Below are 19,373 nucleotides of genomic sequence, written 5' to 3' on the forward strand. Positions count from 1 at the left end.
ACAAGAGGCTGACGGCGCGGCGCCTGCTGAGCTGGGCGCTGAAGCTGAAGCTGTGCCGTAAGCAATGAGGAAGGAGGTGTTTGCTTTTGAGCATGACCACAGGGAGCGGATCAGAGCCAGACAAGCAGACGTGGCGTGAGCTGGTGGTGCCAGCCTTGCCGACGCCAATCTATGCTCTGGCCCCGGCTCCGGGTCGCTTGTGGGCTGGTGGTCTGGGAGGCATCGCCTGCTATCGGGCTGTACCTGGCGAGCAGGGGGAGGAGGCTGGCATCTGGGAAGCAGGGCCGGTGCTCTTGCCGCCGGCGCCGGTGACGGTCTTATGGGCCTATGGCAATCTGCTGCTGGCCGGTGGCAATGGCGGCCTGGCCTATTCGCTCACGGGCGGAGCCGGCTGGCAGCGCGCCGAGATCGAGGATGGAAGCGTCGGGGTGACGGCCCTGGCGCCCTCGCCTACGTTTGGCAGCGACAATACCGTGCTGGCCGGGACGCTGGCCAACGGCATCTTGCGCAGCAGCGATGGCGGGCGCACCTGGCGCAACGTCTCCTTTGGTCTGCACAGTCAGGAGATCACCGATCTCCTCTGGCTGGACCGGCTGGCGGTCCTGGCGGCCACCGATGAGGGGATCTATCGCTCGCGCGACGGTGGCCGCGGCTGGCGGCGGGTCCTGGAGAGCAGCGAGGGAGCGGTCGAGGTCTTGACGCGCCTGCCGGGTGGGGAAGTGCTGGCGGTACTGGAGGATGGCACCCTGCTGCAGGCTGATGCCGAAGGCGAGCGCTGGCAATCCCTGCAGGCGGCAGTGGACCTGGAAGGGGTCCATCCTCTCTCGCTCTTCACGACGGAGGCTGGCACGCTCTTGCTGGGAACGCAGCGCGGCCTGCTGCGCTCGACCGATGGCGGCAGGAGCTGGCAGACGGTCGACGGACGGATGGTGCATATCTGTCGCCAGGGCCGGGGCCAGGGCCGGCTCTATGCGGGCACTGCTGAGGGGGTGCTGGTCAGCGACGACGATGGTCACAGTTGGCGCGCTCTTCCAGCGCCGCCGCTGCATGATCTGCTGCATCTGCAGCCCCAGGGTGAGCGTCTGTGGCTGGTGGGGACACATACGGCCCCGCTGCAGGCCAGGCTGACAGAGGACGAGGCGGGCGAGACGGCGGAATGGCAGCGCCTGCAAGGGCTGACCTTGCCGCTGACGGGGTGCGCGGTGATCGACGACGAAACGCTGCTGTTGGCGGGACCCGAGGGCCTGCTACGCCTCTGGCCAGCTAGCGGTGAGCATCAGCTCTTGCTGACGGAGCCGCTGGAGGGCAATACGCTGATCACCTGGGCCGGTAGCGCTCCAAATCGTCATATCTGGGTGGCCAGCGGCGATGGCCGCCGTCTCTGGCACAGCGCCGACGATGGAGCAAGCTGGCGCCAGTTGACGCCTCCGTTTGGGGTGACGCTGCTGGCGGCCCTGCAGGCGACCCCTGAGCATCTGGTGGCGGCAACCTACGATCCGCGGCAGTATCATGTCTGCCTCTGGTATTCAACCGATGATGGGAGCAACTGGATACGCGGACTGGAGGCCGATACCAACTGGCCGCTGGTGGCCAGCTGCTCTGAGCCGCTGGCGCTGGGGATCGGCAATATCCTGCTGCTGGCGGGACCCGACGGCAACTGGCGCCGCAGTCCGGTTGGCCACGGCGGCGGCGGCATTCGCCGGGTGGTCTCTTGCGAGCGGGCCGGCCAGCGCTTGCTCTTCGTGTTGGCGGGCGGCGGCATCTTCCGCTCGGATGATCTGGGCCAGAGCTGGCAGGCTCAGCATGAGGGGCTGCCACTGGTGCGCATTGCCGATATTGCCTGTACGTCAACACGGCTGGTGGCCCTGCTCAGCGGAGGGGTGCTTTGTCTGCGTCGCCTCTAGGGAAAGGAGGCACTCACGATGACCAGGCGCTACGATGTTGTCATTATCGGCGGCGGGCCCGCGGGCAGCACGGTGGCGGCCCTGACCCGCCGCTATGCGCCGCAGTTGCGTCTACTGTTGCTTGAAAAAGAGGCTTTTCCCCGCCACCATGTGGGGGAGTCGCTGCTGGCGGGGGCCTCGCCGGTCTTGGAGGAGATGGGGGCGTATGAGCAGGTGGCCAACGCGGGCTTCCTGGAGAAACTGGGAGCGACCTTTATTTGGGGACAGAGCCGCGAGCCGTGGGGCTTCGAGTTCGATGAGCTGATCTCGCAGCTCGTGGCTCAGGGCAAGCGCCTGCCGCGGCTCTACACGCGAGCCTGGCAGGTGCGGCGCGCGGAGTATGACGAGCTGTTACTACGCCATGCCGCCAGCCTGGGGGTCGAGGTGCGCCAGCGGGCGCGTGTGACGCGCGTGCTCTGGGATCGCGAGCCGCTGGCGCCGCTGCCCGCTGAGGGCCAGGACGGGCGGGAGCCGCGGGCCATCGGCGTCGAGTTTGTCGATGAGCGTGGCCCACAGACGGTCTTCTGCGATTGGGTTCTCGATTGCAGCGGGCAGCAGGCCCTGCTTGGCCATGCCCTCAAGCTGCGCGAGTATGATGGGCAGATGAACAACTATGCCCTCTTTGCCTACTGGCAGGGAGCGAAGTGGCTCTATGAGTATACGGGCTATCCCGAGCTAACGCGCATCTGCATTATCACGACGCCGCGCGGCTGGATCTGGTATATTCCCTTGAGGCGCGATGTCATGAGCGTTGGCTTTGTGACCCATCGCCAGACGCTCAAACAGCTGCCCGCGGGGCCGGAGCAGCTCTATCTGGAGGAGCTGCAGACCTGCGCCGAGGTGCGCGATCTCCTCAAGGAGGCACACCTGACGCGCATCGCTGCCGATCAGCGGCGCCTGGTCTGTGCTATTCAGGACTGGTCATACCGCAGTCGCCAGATCAGCGGGCGCGGCTGGGCGATGGTCGGCGACGCGGCGGGCTTTGTCGATCCGATCCTCTCCTCGGGCGTGATGCTGGCCCATGAGCTGGGGCAGAAAGCGGCTTATACCCTGGTGTCGAGCTTTGCGGCTGGCAGCGATGAGGAGGTTCGCCGCTATTGGGAGTTTTATGCCCAGACCTATCGCACCTATTTGCAAGCCTACCGCGATATGGCGGCGTTTTGGTATAGCAATAACTTCTCGCTGGAAAGCTGGTTCTGGCAGGCGCGGCGCATTCTGGCGCGCAGCGGCAGCGAGCTGAACCTCTCGGATCGCCAGGCTTTTACGCGCCTGGCCTCGGGCTATGCGACGCGAGCGGAGTCGCTGAGCCTCTTTGGCAGCTATCCTTTGCATGAGGCGCAGCAGTTGGTCAATGGCCTCTTTGGAGCGCCCTACAGCCGCGAGGAGCTGGTCGCCCAGTATGCCGGGCGCCCGCTACGTCTCAAGGAGGCCGAGCTGTGCGATGGCCTCTACTACTACCAGGGAGCGGTGCGCCAGACGCGGCGTGTGCTTAATCGACAGACGGGGCGCTATCTGGACCTGCACCCTGGTGAGGAGGTGCTGCTCTCTCTCTTCGACGGTGCCCATACCCTGGCTCACCTGGAGGAGACGGCGAAGGCGCTGCAGGCCCTGCCGCAGACGGAGCGCTTGCCGTTGCGTTCGGGTCTTGAGCTGCTGGTGCAGCTAGAGATGATTGGCGTCCTGGCCTAGGGCTTTCTGACTGGGCTTGCTTCCCTGACTCTGGAAGCCGGGGCGCTGAGGTAGGTCTGGCGGGCGCTGGCGGGCGCTGGCGACTGGTCTCGACTCAGCGGTTGAGATGTTCTGCAAAGGTCAGGCCCAGGGGCCGCAGTGTCTCCTCGATGCGGGGCCTATCTTCGACGGCGATGCCCTGCCAGCGATAGCGGAGTGGGGCGCTGCGCTCGGTAGTGAGGCACTCGCTCAGGGCCAGCAACAGGCGGTACTCGCGTCGGGGCAGGCGGCTTTCGAGATGCAGGGCCAGCGTCTCGCTGCCGGCCTGGCCATACCAGCGGGCTATTGCCTGTCTGCCGGCGGCCTGATCGAGGGCGTAGCAGAGGCGGGCAATGTCCTGATTCTCTCCAGGCTGAGATTCCTGCAGAATCCGCCCCTGATTCAGCCACGCAATGCTGTAGTGGAAGCATCCAGGCTGCCAGCGGTCTGGTCTGCGCAATAGGTAGCGCCCCGCTGACAGCCTGGTGACGCGTGTCAGAGGCTGCCAGCGCTCTTCCTGGGAACCGGGGGCATGGGGCAGATAGACTTGCGCTTGAGATGGTGTGCTCTCTCGCGCTCCTTGGTCAACGGGGATAAGCTGGGCTTGCTGAAAGGCGTTCTGCAGCTCGCGCAGGCTGGGTGGCTGAGGGCCGAGCCAGCTCGTCAGGCTCTGGTAGCCGTAGGGCCAGTCCTTGTCTGTGGTGAGCGGGAGCAGGCGCAGGGTGGTGCGCAGGGTGATCTGCTTCTGGAGCGTCCCGGGTAGCGCGTGCAGAGGGAGGCCACCGGCGAGCAGATAGCGGCTGCCCAGTGGAATAAGGCGCGGGGGGGCCGGTAGCCAGTGCGACCCCGCGCGATTGATTGGGAGCAGATCGCCTTGCTCGGCGAGGCGCTCCAGAAACTGGCGATTGATCTGTTCTGTCGTCGTTGTTGTAGCGCCGTTGGAGGAGGCTGGTAACTGCCGGGCGAAGGGTAGCAGCAGGTGGCGCGTGTGATGGAGCAGCGTGCGGGTTGAGACGGCGGAGTCGCTGCTCAGGGAGTTGGCGCCTCCCCGGTACAAGGCCCAGAGGACCGCGCGTACGGCCTCGGCCTGCAGTGTCTCCGGAGCAGCCTGGACAGTTCCCAGCAGCGAGGAGGTGACAAAGTATCTGGCCTGTTCGCCCTGGAGCAGCGCGATGGTGATGGTCATGGCCTTAGTCCACCTCCTCCAGGGAAGCAGCAGCCTCTGCGCTGGGATCATAGGCCGCCTTGTTCAGGAGCTTCTCATTGTTGAAGGAGCAATCGAAGCAGCGGGCAGTCTGCTTGAGCTGATCTATGATGGCGGAAAACGCGCTGGCGCTCGTCTCGTTGCTGGCTGGGCTTACGTGCGCCTGGTTGACGGTGAGACGCCAGCGGTGCCAGTCCTCAGCGGCTATCTCGCTCCGCTCCTGATGACCATTGGGCTGCTGCCGATCGAGGCTTAGCGCGAGCTGACTGGGGTTGAGGTGGACCAGCCAACCCCGGGTGATCTTGGGTAGTGGCAGGCTGTGCAGGTCGTCATCGCAGGTCGCGGTCAGCAGCAGGTTGGGTGGCCAGCGGAAGGTCGCCAGAGAGCGGTAGGGATTGCCAGGAGGGAGCGCCTGGGGATGGAAGAGTGGCACCGGTATCGGCGTTGATGCGGGGAGAAGCTGCATGAAGATGTATTGCTGTAGAAGCGGTAGATAGACTGGGGCGCCGGGAAGGCGGTCCAGCCCTTCGAGAACGACGACGGCCAGTTGCTTGGGATGGTCAGCGGCCCACAGTACGGTATCGGCCAGGGAGCTGGCAGGGAGGAAAAGGCGCTCTGTGGCCCTGAGCTGGCCAAAGAGGTCGAGCGGCTGCGTTGCTGTCAGCGGGATGGGGACCCGGCAGAGGCGTCCGGCGCTGAGCACCAGGCTAAGGGCTTCCAGTGTGGCGAGGGCGTAAGGTCCGCTGAGCGTGGGAATGAGGCCCGCCAGGAGGGCAATGATACAGAGGCGCACAGCTTCCGGCTTGATGCCGTTTGGACAGGCCGCCTGACGGATGGTTGCCAGATGAAGCAGGGTAGAAGCATCAGTAATGAACTCGTTCGGCCCGCCCTTGGCCAGCTCTGGCCAGAGCTGCTCGGTGCTGTGATAGTGGGCGGCGCCTGTATCTATGCCAGTACCCATGTCTCTACCGGTGTCTCTACTGCTGTCTCTACCGGCGCTGGCCACCAGGAGCCAGTGATTCGCAAGCACCTGGCTCAGCGCTGCTAGCGGTTGCTGTCGTAGCTCTTCCAGACGCTGTCGGAAGTGGGCTTCGAAGGCTTGAAGCTGGGCCTTTTCTTTCTGAAGCAAAAGCTTTTGTGCTTCTATCTCTTTCTTTTTATTGATTATTTCCTCTTCATATAGTTCAAGCTCATCGGAGGCTTCTTTAAGAGATTGTTCCAGCGTATCAAGCTGCCTCTGACCCTCGGCGAGCTGCTGGCGCTGCTCAGCAAAGCGGGCCTCAAGCTCGCGAGCGATGGCCTCCTCCTGCTGGCGGCGGAAGTCGGCCATCTCCTGGCGAGTCTGTTCCTGAGCCTCCTGATAGGCTTGCTGGTGAGCTGCTTCGCGGATGGCGGCGAGCTGCTGCCGGACAGCGGGGAGCTGTTGCAGAAAGTCGCTGAACTCTTCCCAGTCCTTGATGACCTGCTCGCCAGCTTGCAATAGGGCTTGGGCACGTGTGAGGGTATCTGGCAGCAATGGCAGATTGGTGGCTGGTGACTGGGTGCTGAAGGCATGCTTCAGCGCCTTGAGCACGCGCCTCACCTGGTCCACGTCGAGATCTTTGACCAGGGGCTGCTTGTGATAGGCCGTGAGCACCTGCTTGATAATGACACCTGGAGGAGACCAGTCTAGCTGCTCGGAGACGGCTGGCTCGATTGTCAGGAGGCGCAGCTCCTCGCCGTTGTCAAGCGGGAAGATAAGAATCGCCTGCTCATCGTCGGGAAGCTCGCAGACGCCGACATGCAGTGTTTGCTCCGTAAAGCCGTCGCTGTAGGCGAGAGGACGCAGCCGCTCGCCGTCTAGCTGGATGGGCCCATAGAGCTGGCGCCCATGCTGGATATAGATGGTTTTCGTATAGCATGGCCTGATAAAAGGTTCGCTCAGTCTGGCAAGGAGCCGCTCCCGTGGGATCGTGCTCCAGTCGAGGACTTGAGCCAGTCCCTCGGGCGAAGGCCAGGGGGAACCAGCAATACGGTAATAGGCGTAGGTCGGAGAGTCTTTGAGGTCCTCGCGGCCCTGGGCCGGTTCAACGCGAAAGCTGTAGAGCAGCTCGGGTCTCCATCCACTCGGCCCACGTGGCCAGGCGACCTTACCGGCGTTGGGGAAGAAGTGTTTGCGAGCCTCCCAGACTAATGGTTCCCAGACCTTCATTTCATTATCTAAAAATGCAAGAGGTGTTATAAAAGCTAAATTTTCCTTTATATCGTCTTTCCTAATAATTCCGATCCAATAGTATCTTTCTGTATCCGACATGGCCGAGACCTTTCCATAGGGACAGGGGGAGCGTACAGAACACTGACTATGGCACTCGCTCTATGGTATCAGCTTCCCCGAGAAGAGTGCTATGAGGCGGTTCACTACCCAGGGAGGCAGATGCGAGGTCAGGAGGCGCCGCAGCGCCAGGGCCAGCGGCGGATCATCCTGGCGGGCAGTCTGCTCCAGAGAGCGCAACTGCTGCTGCAGAGCAGCCGGAAGCCCTGGCGTATGGGCAAGCTCAGCCGCTGGCAGGGTGGTGAGACAATGGCCCAGCCAGAACAACTGCGCGCGTTGGGCAGTACTGAGCCGTAGTGGTGCAGCGACCGGTCTGGGGGCAGGCTCTAGAGAGATCTCCAGGCAGCCCAGGGCCCCCCCGTCGAGGACCAAGCGGGCCTGGCTGGCCCTGGCGAGCGCTGGCCAGATCTGCTGTCGCCAGAGGTCTGTCAGCTTCTCGCCTGTGGTCACTGGGGAGAAAGCACGATCCTGGTGCCAGGGCCAGGGGGCCTCTGCAGTGCACCAGCGCCAGGAGACGCTGACCGGCAGGCCCGGCGGGGCCAGTTCCCATACCAGTGTGGCCCCCTCCTCTGCGCTCTTCAGCACCAGGCGGCCTGGCTCCGTGGCTCCCGCTGCCGCCTCTGCCGTCGGGCTGAACGCGGTGAACTCCTGCCGGGCACCACCCTGGGTCACCGCTGTGCAGCGCAAGCCTGCCAGCCATTCCGGCGGCAAGAGATCGGTCCCGGCCTCCACGGCGCAAGGATCAAGAGCGAAGGTCAGGCGACCCGACTGCCTCTCCTGCCAGAGCTGATAGCTCCCTGGCGCCAGACCGTCCAGGGCCACGTAAACCATGCTGGTCTCCGTGGGCAGCAAAAACCGTTGCTCCACAGGCGGACCCCCACCCTCGTGTCTAAGACGCAGATCCAGGGTCAGGGCGCCAGCGCGTCCAGACTGAGAGGAGAGCAAGTCGGTGGGTGGTCTGCAGCCCACAAGCACTTGCGAGCGCGATCCCAGCACGGGTGGTCTCTCCTTCGGGAGCAGCAGGGGCGGACTGAGCAGCAGCAGCGACCAGCTCGACTGCTGCCCCTTCAGTTCGCTGTAGTTCAGCCAGCGCTCAAGCCGGGCCTCAGCGTCCTTCGTGGCCAGGGTCGAAGAAGTCAGCTCCAGTTCCCATAACTGCCAGTCGGAGCAAGGTGGGCCGATCTGACGCTGCAGACCTGGCCAGTCCTCAAGCAGTCCCTGCTCAACAGTAAGCTCGCTGCGCACCAGCCAGTAGAGGCGCCTCCCACGATAGAGCCTCACGCTCTCGCCGCGGCGCAGGCGCCGGGGCAGCTTCTCATCTTCCTCCTCGTCCTCACAAAAGAGTGTTCCCTGCCAGTCGGCTGCGAGACCGGGTGTTGGGGGGACTGTCTGCAGGCGATGGCACCCATCGGCGAGCTGACAGCAAAGCTCATATGCGCTGTCCTGTGGAGGCACCGGTAGCAGGGGTGAAAATGCCAGCTCCCTGAGTGATCGCCCCCTGGTTAGCTCTGGCGAGCCAGCCAGCAGACGAGCGTCAGCCGCCGGGCCAGCGAGCTGCTGCAGCTCCTGCCACGTCTCCTCACCCAGGGCAGAGAGATCAAGAGCGAGCTGCCAGCGCTCCTTGTGGTCGTCTGTTGCCACCATCAGCAGCAGAGGAAGCCCGGCGGGGATCTCTTCCTGACCTTCGCTGCGCTCGTCGTCGTCATCGTCCTGCGTGGGACTGCCTGGTGGACTGGCCACGGGCGGGCGCGAGAAGCCTTTTATGTAGAGACAGCCGAGATCTCGTAGCTTGCGAAATGTCCCCAGCGAAAGAGAAACGCCCTTATCGCTCTGTCTACCGGGGCGAGGGGGCTGAATACCCCACTTGGCCAGCCGCGAAAGGCCCTCTGGCGTTATCTGAAAGGTGCCCTGGCTCTTGCCCGCGACAATATAGTAGTGGCTCCCGTCCTTCGTCTGAAAAAGCTTGGCCATCGGCCTTCCCCCAGGGGCCTGCTATCCTGATGCTGACTGCTTACCAGAAGGAGAGACAGGACCCCAGCCGCTGGATGTTGCTCAGCCGGGAAGAGGGTACGGCGGTCTGCTCTGGCCCTGGCGACAAAACCGACTTTGGGAGATGAGTCCCCGGTGATCACAGGCGCCTGCCTTCTCCGGCGCAGCCCCATCGATGAGAGTTACTATACTCCAAAGAAAGGATCGCAATCAAGAGAAACACTCTTCTCTTCGCTGCAAAACCCTTGCTGAAGCGCTTCCCTTTTCTACAAGGGTCGGTCAGCATGGCTGGTGCTGGTAGGCCGATGGTCCAATGATTGACTGGCTGATGAGAAGCTGGCAGGATGTGCCAATCAGTCTGATCTCATGAAGAGAGGATCAACGGGGGAGTTGTTTTTGCCGGCGATCCTTGCTTGGCTTTCCATCAAGTCACGCCATGCCGGCAAAGCGGCGGACAGGAGCGGAGCCTGTTCCCCTCCTGTCCAACTGTCTACTCAGCGCTGGCCAGCGGCCAGCCAGCGCTGTCTCACTGTGGCCTGTCGCTCGTAGGGCGAGTCGTCTCAGCCGTCAGCCAGCGCAGATAGCCCTCGCTGCCAGCGGCGAGCGGCAGAGCGATAATCTCCGGCTCCTCGTAAGAATGGGCTGCCCGGATGGCCTGCTCGACAGCGCTGTAGAGATCGGCGCGCGTCTTGGCGCTACAGAGCCATTCCTGGGCCTGCTCGATTGCTCCCTGCCACCAGTAGACGCTGTGGATAGGACCGGAGATCTGCACACAGGCGGCCAGGCGCTGCTCGACGAGCTGCTGGGCGATCCGGCGTGCGCCCTCCTCCGAATCGATCGTTGTGCGCACCTCAAGAAACTCTGCCATTGTCTGCATGATCCTTCCTTCACTCTGGGCTAGGCAACGGCTTGAAGAAATCACGGGCCAGCCACTGGATCTGTGGCTTGTGCTGCCAGGAGCGCGGCGCCCGCTGAAAGACTTCGAGCACCTCATTATAGCGTTTCTGGCTGTGTAGCGTCAGGGCCAACTCGGCCCCCTGGCGTACGTAGCGGGCGAAGAGGTCCAGCTCACCGATCAGGCGAGCGGCATCGGCCTGATAAATGATGGACTCGTTGCTGGCGCGCTCTGAGATCGAGGGTGTGGCAAGACTCAGCTCAATGGCCTGCCAGCTGCGCAGCTCGCGCGCCTGAGCAGCTGATTGGCCTTCTTAGGTGAAGGTGCTTCTCTGGCCCCGTCGCTCATCGCTGCTCTCACTTTCAGTTTACTCAGAGAGAGACCACCTTTCAAGGGTATTTCGTGCAGAAGATGGAGGAATCTGGCTGGCCCCCTGTTGGCCCCTGCCCTGTATGCTCCTGGCCCCGTTGCTGCTCCTGTGCTGGCTCCTTGCTGGCGGTTCCTGGCGTGCCAGGGGTGTGCTATGCTTAGAGCGAGGTGCGACCACCTTGTATATAAATTATGTGCTGAGCATATTAAATGTCAATATATAAGCAGGAGGTTGCACATGGTGACACTAGATGTCTGGTTGCTCTGTACGATTGCCCTGCTCTGTCTGCTGTGTGGGCTGATCATGGGTGTCTGGCTGGCGCGTCCGTCCCTCTCCTATCGAAAGCCCTAGATCGACGCAAAGCGGGGAGATAGAGCTATAGGACTGGAGAGAAGAGGAAGCTAAGGGGCCTTCTCTGCCTCCCTGGCTGAGAGGAAAGCGTATGGTAATAATGTGACTGCTTGGCTCTCAGGAGAAGCGCGCAGAGCAGGGTCTTGTCTCTCCTCCGAGAAAGCAAGCCAATGGCAGAGACAAGACCCTGCTCTCTACGATAGCCCTGATGTCTCCAACCAGCGCAGGTCACGCCCGATGAGCAGCTCCATCAGCTGCGTGTGATGGGTTGTACGCATAGGCACGGCGGCCAGAGTCAGGCTGTAGCGTCTGGCCAGTGCGCGTACCTCTGGTGTGTCGTCGTACGTGACCAGAAAATCGCCCGCGAGGCAGCTCACCAGCGCAAACAGCGCCTCGTGATCCAGCTCAGAGTAGCGGTAGAGCCGGCGCCCGGCCTTTTTGCCGGTGAGTGTGTAGGGGGGATCAATAAAGCTGACTACATCATGGCGTCCCTGATACTGGCGGAGCTGCTCCAGGCCATCGCCGTGGATGAACGCAAGGCGTGGACTCAGGCGGGCGATCTCCTCGATGCGCCGCCGCAAGGTTGCTGGATACCAGCGCGAGCGTAGGCCGCGTCCATCTTCGCCATGCTTGAGAAGACCGGCGCCGGGGGCCAGAATACCGCCGTGGCTGACGCGGTTGCGAAGCAAGGTCTGAAAGGCATGCTCGGCGAGAGAAAGGGTCTGGCGCGGGCGTGTGAGCCAGTCCTCTACTTCTGCGGGTGTCAGCTCAAAGGATTGGAGGAGCTGTAGTAGCTGGGCGCATGGCTCCTCTTGCAAGAGAGTCTGCCAGACGGCGGCCACGTCCTCGTCCAGCTCTACCATCAGGGCCTGCTCTACCAGTCCCTCAGCGACGGCGGTCAGACTGACGCTGCCGCCGCCAGCGAAGGGTTCTAGTAGCACAGTCGGACGGGCTGGTGACAAGCCGCGGCTCGCTCTGCCCTTGGCGGAGAGCCAGCGGCGTATGTAAGGGACGAGCCAGGTCTTGCCGCCCGGATAGCGAAAGGGACTGCGCTGGGGCACGCTGGCTACATTAACAGGCTCTGGGAAATCCTTTCCTTGAAGGGGGGCAGTACCGCTGGCATGGCTTGCCATTTCGCCATCGCCAAAGAGCGGAGCCATCAGAGAAAATGCTTGTTCTTTTGAACCCACTCAATCCTCCTCCCACTCAGGAAGCTCTGAAATTTGAGGAAAGCTTCTCGAGGTGTTCTCACTTCCTCGCTGAGCATCGAGTCGCGTTTGTAGTAACTGCAAAAATTCATTTTGATCACCTGGTTCCGCTGTAATAATTTTGGTCAGAGCAGCTTGGAAGCCAGTGTAAACAGTTTTTGCAAGTCTAAGATGGTATCTATTTTCCTTATCGTTATACTGGATACTGTATATCAACCATGCAATTTCGGCGCTATGGCGATCAATTTCTTCCATTTGGGGTAGTGTAGTGAAAAAGCTACTGTCAACAGCGACTGCCATCTTTTTTCTCCAGGCTGAGAGAATCGCCCCTTTATACAATAACTGTGGAGCTAAGCGTTTGCGTGAAGACGAAAGATAATCGGGTCGGGGATAAAAGCGCTGCCTTGACCAATCCATATTGGCCCGTTGCTTAGGAGCACTCATATACTCTTCAAAAGGGGCGCGGACGTTGCCAGAAATATAAACAGCCTGCACTTCCAGGGCACCGAAATCAATAATCTTGCCCAGGTCATCATATGCAATGAGGACAAAGTCGAGGTTGCCTGCTGACTTTCCGAAACGATCGTTCAGGCGGACCTCTGCAAGCGCTGTCCACTTTGTTCCAGGGGGAAAAAAGAACCTGGCAGCATCTCTGATGACTAGCCAGTTTTCTCGAAAGCGTATGGGGCAGGTAATGACAATGTTATTCCCTTCGAAAACGCTGCAGACGCCGAGAGGCTGTTCGGCTTTGTCCTTTGTACAGTTGGAAATATGGTTGTGGAAAGGGCAAAGTCTGAGCTGTCGGTGGCGCTCCGCCTCTTCGGAAAAATTTGTAGTGGGGAAGCCGAAGACTTCTGCCAGGGGATGTCGGGGTATCGATGCCATAATTTTGTGCTTCCTCCAGAACAAGGAAGAGATTCTGAACAGTAACTCTCTTCCACGCCTGTCCACACCTGTGCCACGATCATGCAGGTGAGCTGACTGGCGACGTAGCTCAACCAGCTCTATTTTCCCTGCTTTGTCAAGAGATTCCCACTATCCACTAGCTCCCTTGGAGGCCCATTCTTCTCTTGCTGCTCAGGTTGGAAGAGGCCTGGCTGACCGGGCAGGAAAGGAGGGGAGACCGTACGCTCTAGAGAGTGACAAAAAGTGACTGCCTGGACCGGGCGATCCAGGCAGTCCTGTGTCACAACAAGCAGGAAACCCAGGGCGTGAGGGTGTGAGTGTAGTAGTAGCGGTCTGTTTAGCGGCTCCAGTCAGTCACGCCCTCGCTCGGCTCCTGTTTCCTTTCCATTGTTCGCGCTCTCCCGCGTTCGCCAGGCTAGGCACGAGCCCGGGGGCCACGCGCAGGCCGCTCGGATTTAGCCCGCATCTGGGCCTCATGTTGGGCGATCACCGTGGCCGTACTGCTCGGATACGTCACGCGGAAACCGTCGTAGTTGGGATAGAGCGTGCCATCATCCTGCAGGCCCGTCAGAATCCAGAACTGATCACCGTTGCCGTTCAACTGATAGACCTGGTCGGTCCACTGGCGATAGATATCATCGCGCGTTGCCAGGTCCAGCCAGCCATACTCTTCCAGAACCACCGGCTTGCCCAGTGCATGACCATCGCGAATATGATCGGCGATCCACTGTAATGACCAGGCGTTGTCTTTGCCCCAGTAGTCCGGGTACAGGTGTAACGTCCCGTAGTCAACCGTGGGCAGAGCGACCAGGCGCTTCCAGTCCACGCCCTGACTGCCGTTATAGGCCCAGTCGGAGTTGTCTGGCTCGTTGTACCAGCCTTCGTCACCGACCGCCACCAGATGGAGGCCATCCATACTCTTGATGAAGGCGCTCATTTCATGAACCCAGGCCGTCAGGGTCTGGCCGCTGGGGTCCGACTGACAGCGCGGCTCGTTAGCCAGCTCCCAGGTCATGATGGTCGGATCGAGATAGAGCGGTTTGCCTGTGTAACGGTTCACGCGGTGAATGAAGTGACGCACATAGGCTTTGTAGGCAGCCTTGATCTGGGGATTGGTGTAGAAGTCGTCATGACCGCTGGCCCCAAACCAGGCCACGTACTGGTCCATGCCGCCGAAGTCGTCCCAGTTGTTGACCAGAGGGACCACCAGCTTGATACCAAGCTGGCCCGCACGCCAGACCGTGTAGTCGAAACGCTCGTAGCCGTCTTCAGGATAGACGCCCGGCTCAGGCTGCATGACAAAGCCATTGTGCGGCTGCCCGTCGAGAAAACCCCAGATACGTAAGACCGGCAGGCCCATAGCGACGACATCCTTGAGGACGTCGTCAATCATAAAGTGAGATTGATAATGCATATAATAGTTGTTGGTGCCAGCGAAATAGAAAGGCTGGCCGTCTAGAATGAAGAAAGGCCCGCGCCGGCTCACGAAACTGTTGCGTTGCTGCCGCAGGCTGGCCGCCGTGAAACGAGGGGATGATGCCGCATCGGCACTGGGGCGCGCAAAAGCCGTTCCCGCACCCAAGCCCGTACCCGCCGCCCAGAAGCTCAGACCAGCGGCGGCTATAGCTCCCAGAAAAGCTCTCCTGCTCGCTTGTGGTCGCGGGGTCTCAGCATGTGCATCCTGCATATGCTCTGCTCCTTCCTGGATGAGTGGCTGCGCTCCAGATGGTTCAATGAACAATGCAAATTTTTCAATGAACCGTTACACGGAAGAATGGTACCATCTTACCGACCAATCTGTCAATAGGTGCTCCTTCTAATGGTTGAGCATTGTTCTGCTGGCTGCGAGCCGGCCTTAAGATTGACAGAGATCAATGTTAATGTTATCTTTTTCGTGAACGTTTCGCAGCCTTGGAGGAATCGGCGTTGGCAAACACTGTCACCTTGAGAGACATCGCGAGGGAGGCGGGAGTCTCAGTCGGCACCGTTTCGCGAGTCCTCAACAATCACGGTAACGTTACCGAAGAGACGCGCCAGCGCGTGCTACGCGCGGCCTCGCGACTCGGCTACTTTGGCGGGGTGAGGCAGGGAGTAGGAGACGAAGAGCGACCACCTGTTGAAGGGCGCATTGTCAGAGAGATCGGCTTTCTCTTCTGCTCCTTTCTGCCCAAGACCACTGTTCCCACCAATCCATTCTGGTCGCACATCCTGCACGGTGTCGAGAGCGAGGCGCGGCGGGCCAATGTCAAAGTGACCTATCGCGCCATTAGCGAGATCCAGGAGGACCCCGATCGCCTGCTGACCACTATCTATGACATGCGTCTCGGGGGCATCTTGCTGGTCGGTCCGGCGGAGGCCGTCACCGTGCGGACCATCCAGCAGGCAGGCACGCCGCTGGTCCTCGTAGACAATTACGTCCCCCAGACCGATGCCGTCTTGGGGAATAACCTGGATGGCGCGCGCCAGGCCGTTGAATATCTGATCAGTCTGGGCCATCGCCGCATCGCCTTCATGGGTGGTCCTTTTGTGGAGAAGACAGGCCAGGAAGCAGAGCAGCATGGGCAGCGACCGCCGAGAAATCGCGTCTACACGATTGAGCGCCGTGCTCAGGGGTATCGTCTGGCCCTGCTGGAGGCTGGCCTGCCCATTGTGCCGGAACTGTACGAGGATGGTGGCTTGTCGATGGAAGGGGGCTATCTGGCCTGCAAGCGGCTGCTGGAGCGCGGCGAGCAGTTCAGCGCGATTTTCTGCGCCAACGATGAGATGGCTGTAGGAGCCATGAAGGCCCTGCGCGAGGCCGGGCTACGTCTGCCCGAAGATATCTCTTTAGTGGGCTTCGATGACATCGATATGGTAGAGCACCTGACGCCAGCTCTGACGACGGTGCGCGTCAATAAGGAGGCTCTTGGCGCCGTGGCCTTGCGGCGGCTGCTTGCCTTGATCAGTCATCCCGACCCCGTGCACGTGGTCTCTATGCTAGATGTAGAGCTGGTGAAACGCGAGTCAGCTTGTGCTCCTCCTGCCTCTGCTCGCCACTGAACCTGGCTCGCTTCCAGCAGGCTGGGAAGGAAGCGCTGTGGCTCGTCCCTGAGCAGGGATGCTGCCCGCCACCCCTCTTCTGGCCGATGCGGATTGTCTGGGTCGCTGCATCCTGATCCTGGCTGGTTTGACGTGTCGGCTGATCCAGTCTTTGCGCCCTTTGCCGGGGCGGAAGCGCGTTGTTTGTCTGGATGCTTTTGTGTGAGGAACGATGGTCTCATTGATTCGCTCAGATCGCGTGCTGGTCTTCGCTGATCCGGCCTATCCGCGAGCTTGCGATCAGGCTCTGCTGCGCAAGCTACTGCCTGGCCCTTTTGAGGTCAGCGATGCGGCCCACCTGGCCCAGGCTCTGGAGAACGCTCCGCGTCTCCTGGTCTCATTTCACGGTCCCTATTTCCCAAAGGCCGCCTGGAATGCTCTGCTGCGCTTTCTGGAGCGCGGGGGCAACCTGGCTATCTTCGGAGGTGTGCCCTTTGCCCGACCTGTGACCGCTGCTGGTGAGGTGGAACCGGAACAGGATGTCTATGCGCGCCAGCTCTGCCTGGGGCCGTTCTTTCAGGTCGATCTGGCGGCGAGCGGTGCCCAACCTGGTTCGCTCCGTCTGGTCGCTGCCCCAGAAGCGCACTTCCTGCGTGATTGTGCGCTTCCCCTGGCTGTCGAGCGCCCAGGACGCTTCTGGGCCTGTTATCCACGTTTGACGCAGACGTCCGACTACCCTGAAGAGATTGGCTCAGCGGGACCGTTCGATACGCTGCTGCGGCCACTGCTCTTCGCTGTCGCGGCAACGCCCTATGGCGAGGAACGGCTGGCGACGCCGGCTTTTGTGCTTGATCAGCTGGGAGGGCGCTTTCAGGGCGGACGCTGGCTGCTCTCGCTGTGGGAGCCTGAGTCTGCAGAGGACTGGCTGGCCCTGGCTGAACCTGTTCAGCGTCTGCTGACCCTGGCACTGGAAGATCCGCTCTGCTGCGCCGTTCGCCCAGTGCTAGCCTGCTATCGACCTGAAGAGGCGCCAGCGCTGGTGGTGACGCTGCCTGAGCGGCTGGATCTGGAGCTGCGTATCACGGTAACGCAGGCCGATGATGGCCAGGTTCTGCGTCGCTGGGATTTCGCTGCTCCGGCCTCACCGGTGCATTCCGAGCGCTATCTGCAAATGGCGCTGCCGCCCAAAGCCGGTCTGTATCGCGTGCACACCGAGTATCGGCCCGCGGGCGGTCAGTGGCTGAGCCAGGAGACAGGCTTCTGGATCTGGGATGAGACCCTGATTGCGGCGACACGTGGGAAGCGCCTGGTGGCTGGGCGCGACTATTTTTATCAGGGCGAGCGCCTCTTTCTGGTCTGTGGCACAACCTATATGGACAGCCGCGTGCAGCGTAAGTACTGGCGCCTGCCCAATCCGGCCCGCTGGGAGCGCGAGATGGCCGAGATGAAGGCTGCCGGAATCAATCTGCTGCGCACTGGCCTCTGGACTGCCTGGCGCGAGGTAATGCCAGTGGCCGGGGTGCCGACGGAGTCTTTTCTGCGCGCGCTCGATGCCTTCGTGCTGACAGCCTGCCGCCACGAGCTGCAGGTCATCTTTACCTTCTTTGCCTTCTTTCCCCCTCTCTTCGATGGCCTGAACCCCTGGCTTGATCCGCGCTCGCTGGAGGCGCAGGAGCGCTTTCTCTCGCTGCTGGCCCGCCGCTATGCGCAGGTGGAGTTGCTATCGTGGGACTTGATCAATGAGCCGAGCTTTGGCGATCCGGCTCGTGCCTTCGCTCAGCGTCCGCTGCCCAGTTATGATCGCTACGAGCAGCAAGCTTTTGTTCAGTGGCTCAAGGAGCGCTACACGCTGGAGCAGTTGCAGCTGCGCTGGCGCGAGACGCCGGCAGAGCTATCTTCCTGGGAGCAGCTGCGCCTGCCGCGCGAGGCCGACTATTCGACCTCGGTGCGCGATACGACAGCGCGCGCCATGCTGAAGGTGGCCGACTATACGCGTTTTTCGCAGGAGATGTTTGTGACCTGGGCGCGGCGCATGTATCGCGCCATTCGGGCCGCTGGTAGTCAGACCTTGATCGGCGTGGGCCAGGATGAGGCGGGCGCTCGCATCGCTCCGCAGTTCTATGCCACTGCTGTCGATTATACGACGACGCATCCCTGGTGGAATGTTGATGATCTGCTCTGGGACATGCTGCTCGACAAGACGCCAGAGCGGCCCAATCTGATCCAGGAGACGGGTGTGATGCTGGTGCGCGACGTCGATGGCCGTCCCTGGCGCACGGAGCAGGCCAATGCCTGGCTGCTGGAGCGCAAGCTGATCATGGGCCTGATGGCCAATGGGGCCGGCCTGATCCAGTGGCTCTGGCATACCAATGCCTACATGACCAGCGAGAACGAGAATAGCATCGGCCTGGTGCGCGCCGATGGCAGCGCCAAGCCGGAGCTGCTGGTGATGCGCGAGTTCTGCCGCCTTGCAGAGGCACTGGCGGATCAGCTGCAGGAGACGCCAGTGCCCCCGCCGGTCTGGCTGGTGATCCCCTATAGCCAGTGGTTTGCGCGTCCGGACCTGGGTGCTCTGCCAACGCGCCAGGCGGTGCGCGCTTTAGCCTATGAGCTGGGCGTGATCCCGCAGCTCATTGGGGAGCAGCGTCTGGCCGCCGAGCTGGAGAGGACAGGGTATCAACCCCAGGTGGTCATCCTGCCTGCTCTGCAGCTTTGCGAGCCGGCGGCCTGGTTCGCTCTGCTTGATTATGTCCAGCGCGGCGGGACGGCCCTGGTGAGCGGCGTCGTTGGGCGCGATATGCACAATCTGCCCTTCGATCCACATCTGAACTATGATGCCGGGCAGTCTGGGCCAGAACCGGTGGCTCTCTATGAGGAATTGCGGCTCGAGGATGGCAGCCGCTATCAGTTGAGCTTTACACAAGAAAAGACAGGTTACGTGCGCAAGGCTCACAACGAGCTACGGGAACTGCAGCTGGGAGCCGGGCGCCTGCTCTGGGTGGGGCTACCTCTGGAGCTGGCCAGCGAACTGGAGCCATTGGCGCGCCTCTATCAGCGGGTGCTGGGGAAAACGCCGTTGGAGCCGCGGCCCGAGGGATGGCGCCGGCCCTGGCTGCTGGTGCGCCGTCCCCTGAAGGAGGGGATGCTCGTGCTGGTGGCCTCCGAGGCTGGCAGTGAGCAGCGTCTCTCACTAGAGGAAGAGGGCCTGACGCTGGCGGTGGCTCCGCAGCGCGCGGGGGCTGTGCTGTGGCGTCCGGGGGAGCCACCGCGGCTTTTTGGTGGCTTGCGAGCTGTTGAGGCAGACTGGCCAGCTCGCGGGTGAAGGAAGACAGCGGGGAAGGGCGCTCTATCCGGGCATCTGCTTCCCCGCTGGCATCAAGCTATGGCTCTGGACAGAGTCCAACTGTGCAGTTATACTATAACTAATTGCATACCTTCGGAAAGGCATGCCCCTCAGACAGCGAGAGCGGT

12 protein-coding genes are annotated in these 19,373 nt (G+C 61.7%); 4 read left to right on the plus strand and 8 right to left on the minus strand.

Translation table 11 applies throughout. From position 1 onward, the window contains the following. The first annotated feature begins 92 nt into the window (after positions 1-92). Both KTAU_RS13825 and KTAU_RS13830 read left to right on the plus strand, forming a co-directional pair. The gene (locus KTAU_RS13825) at positions 93-1,904 is read left to right on the plus strand and encodes a YCF48-related protein (protein WP_228026482.1); all 1,812 of its coding nucleotides are present in this window, start codon (positions 93-95) and stop codon (positions 1,902-1,904) included. Positions 1,905-1,922: 18 nt separating this feature from the next. Then, complete coding sequence (locus KTAU_RS13830; RefSeq protein WP_151728938.1) at positions 1,923-3,632, plus strand: NAD(P)/FAD-dependent oxidoreductase; 1,710 nt, start codon at positions 1,923-1,925, stop codon at positions 3,630-3,632. A 94-nt stretch (positions 3,633-3,726) separates the two neighbouring features. Here the strand turns inward: KTAU_RS13830 and druD are convergent, their stop codons facing one another. The 8 genes from druD to KTAU_RS13865 form a co-directional block, all read right to left on the minus strand. Continuing rightward, positions 3,727-4,836, minus strand: coding sequence for a Druantia-type antiviral defence protein DruD (gene druD / locus KTAU_RS13835; protein ID WP_151728939.1), 1,110 nt, complete (start codon positions 4,834-4,836; stop codon positions 3,727-3,729). 4 nt (positions 4,837-4,840) lie between these two features. Beyond that, a complete protein-coding gene (locus KTAU_RS13840) occupies positions 4,841-7,045 on the minus strand; it encodes a hypothetical protein (RefSeq protein ID WP_151728940.1) in 2,205 nt (734 codons plus the stop codon). A 162-nt stretch (positions 7,046-7,207) separates the two neighbouring features. After that, entirely contained in the window at positions 7,208-9,136 is a 1,929-nt protein-coding gene (locus KTAU_RS13845; RefSeq protein ID WP_151728941.1) for a hypothetical protein, read from the minus strand. Positions 9,137-9,680: 544 nt separating this feature from the next. After that, entirely contained in the window at positions 9,681-10,022 is a 342-nt protein-coding gene (cutA, locus tag KTAU_RS13850; protein ID WP_228026464.1) for a divalent-cation tolerance protein CutA, read from the minus strand. A 19-nt stretch (positions 10,023-10,041) separates the two neighbouring features. Next, positions 10,042-10,182, minus strand: a complete 141-nt coding sequence (locus tag KTAU_RS21610; protein WP_170293292.1) for a hypothetical protein — start codon at positions 10,180-10,182, stop codon at positions 10,042-10,044. A gap of 782 nt (positions 10,183-10,964) precedes the next feature. After that, on the minus strand, positions 10,965-11,960 hold the full coding sequence (locus tag KTAU_RS13855; RefSeq protein WP_228026465.1) for a DNA adenine methylase: 996 nt from the start codon (positions 11,958-11,960) through the stop codon (positions 10,965-10,967). Further along, positions 11,961-12,863, minus strand: a complete 903-nt coding sequence (locus tag KTAU_RS13860; RefSeq protein WP_151728943.1) for a NotI family restriction endonuclease — start codon at positions 12,861-12,863, stop codon at positions 11,961-11,963. It lies immediately after the preceding gene. Positions 12,864-13,299: 436 nt separating this feature from the next. Further along, entirely contained in the window at positions 13,300-14,571 is a 1,272-nt protein-coding gene (locus KTAU_RS13865; protein ID WP_151728944.1) for a glycoside hydrolase 5 family protein, read from the minus strand. 239 nt (positions 14,572-14,810) lie between these two features. Here KTAU_RS13865 and KTAU_RS13870 point away from each other — a divergent pair, with 239 nt between their 5' ends. Both KTAU_RS13870 and KTAU_RS13875 read left to right on the plus strand, forming a co-directional pair. Continuing rightward, on the plus strand, positions 14,811-15,923 hold the full coding sequence (locus tag KTAU_RS13870) for a LacI family DNA-binding transcriptional regulator (protein ID WP_151728945.1): 1,113 nt from the start codon (positions 14,811-14,813) through the stop codon (positions 15,921-15,923). A 211-nt stretch (positions 15,924-16,134) separates the two neighbouring features. Then, positions 16,135-19,224, plus strand: coding sequence for a beta-galactosidase (locus KTAU_RS13875; RefSeq protein ID WP_151728946.1), 3,090 nt, complete (start codon positions 16,135-16,137; stop codon positions 19,222-19,224). Positions 19,225-19,373 lie beyond the last annotated feature (149 nt).

It is taken from the genome of Thermogemmatispora aurantia, assembly GCF_008974285.1.
Taxonomy (GTDB): Bacteria; Chloroflexota; Ktedonobacteria; order Ktedonobacterales; family Ktedonobacteraceae; genus Thermogemmatispora; species Thermogemmatispora aurantia.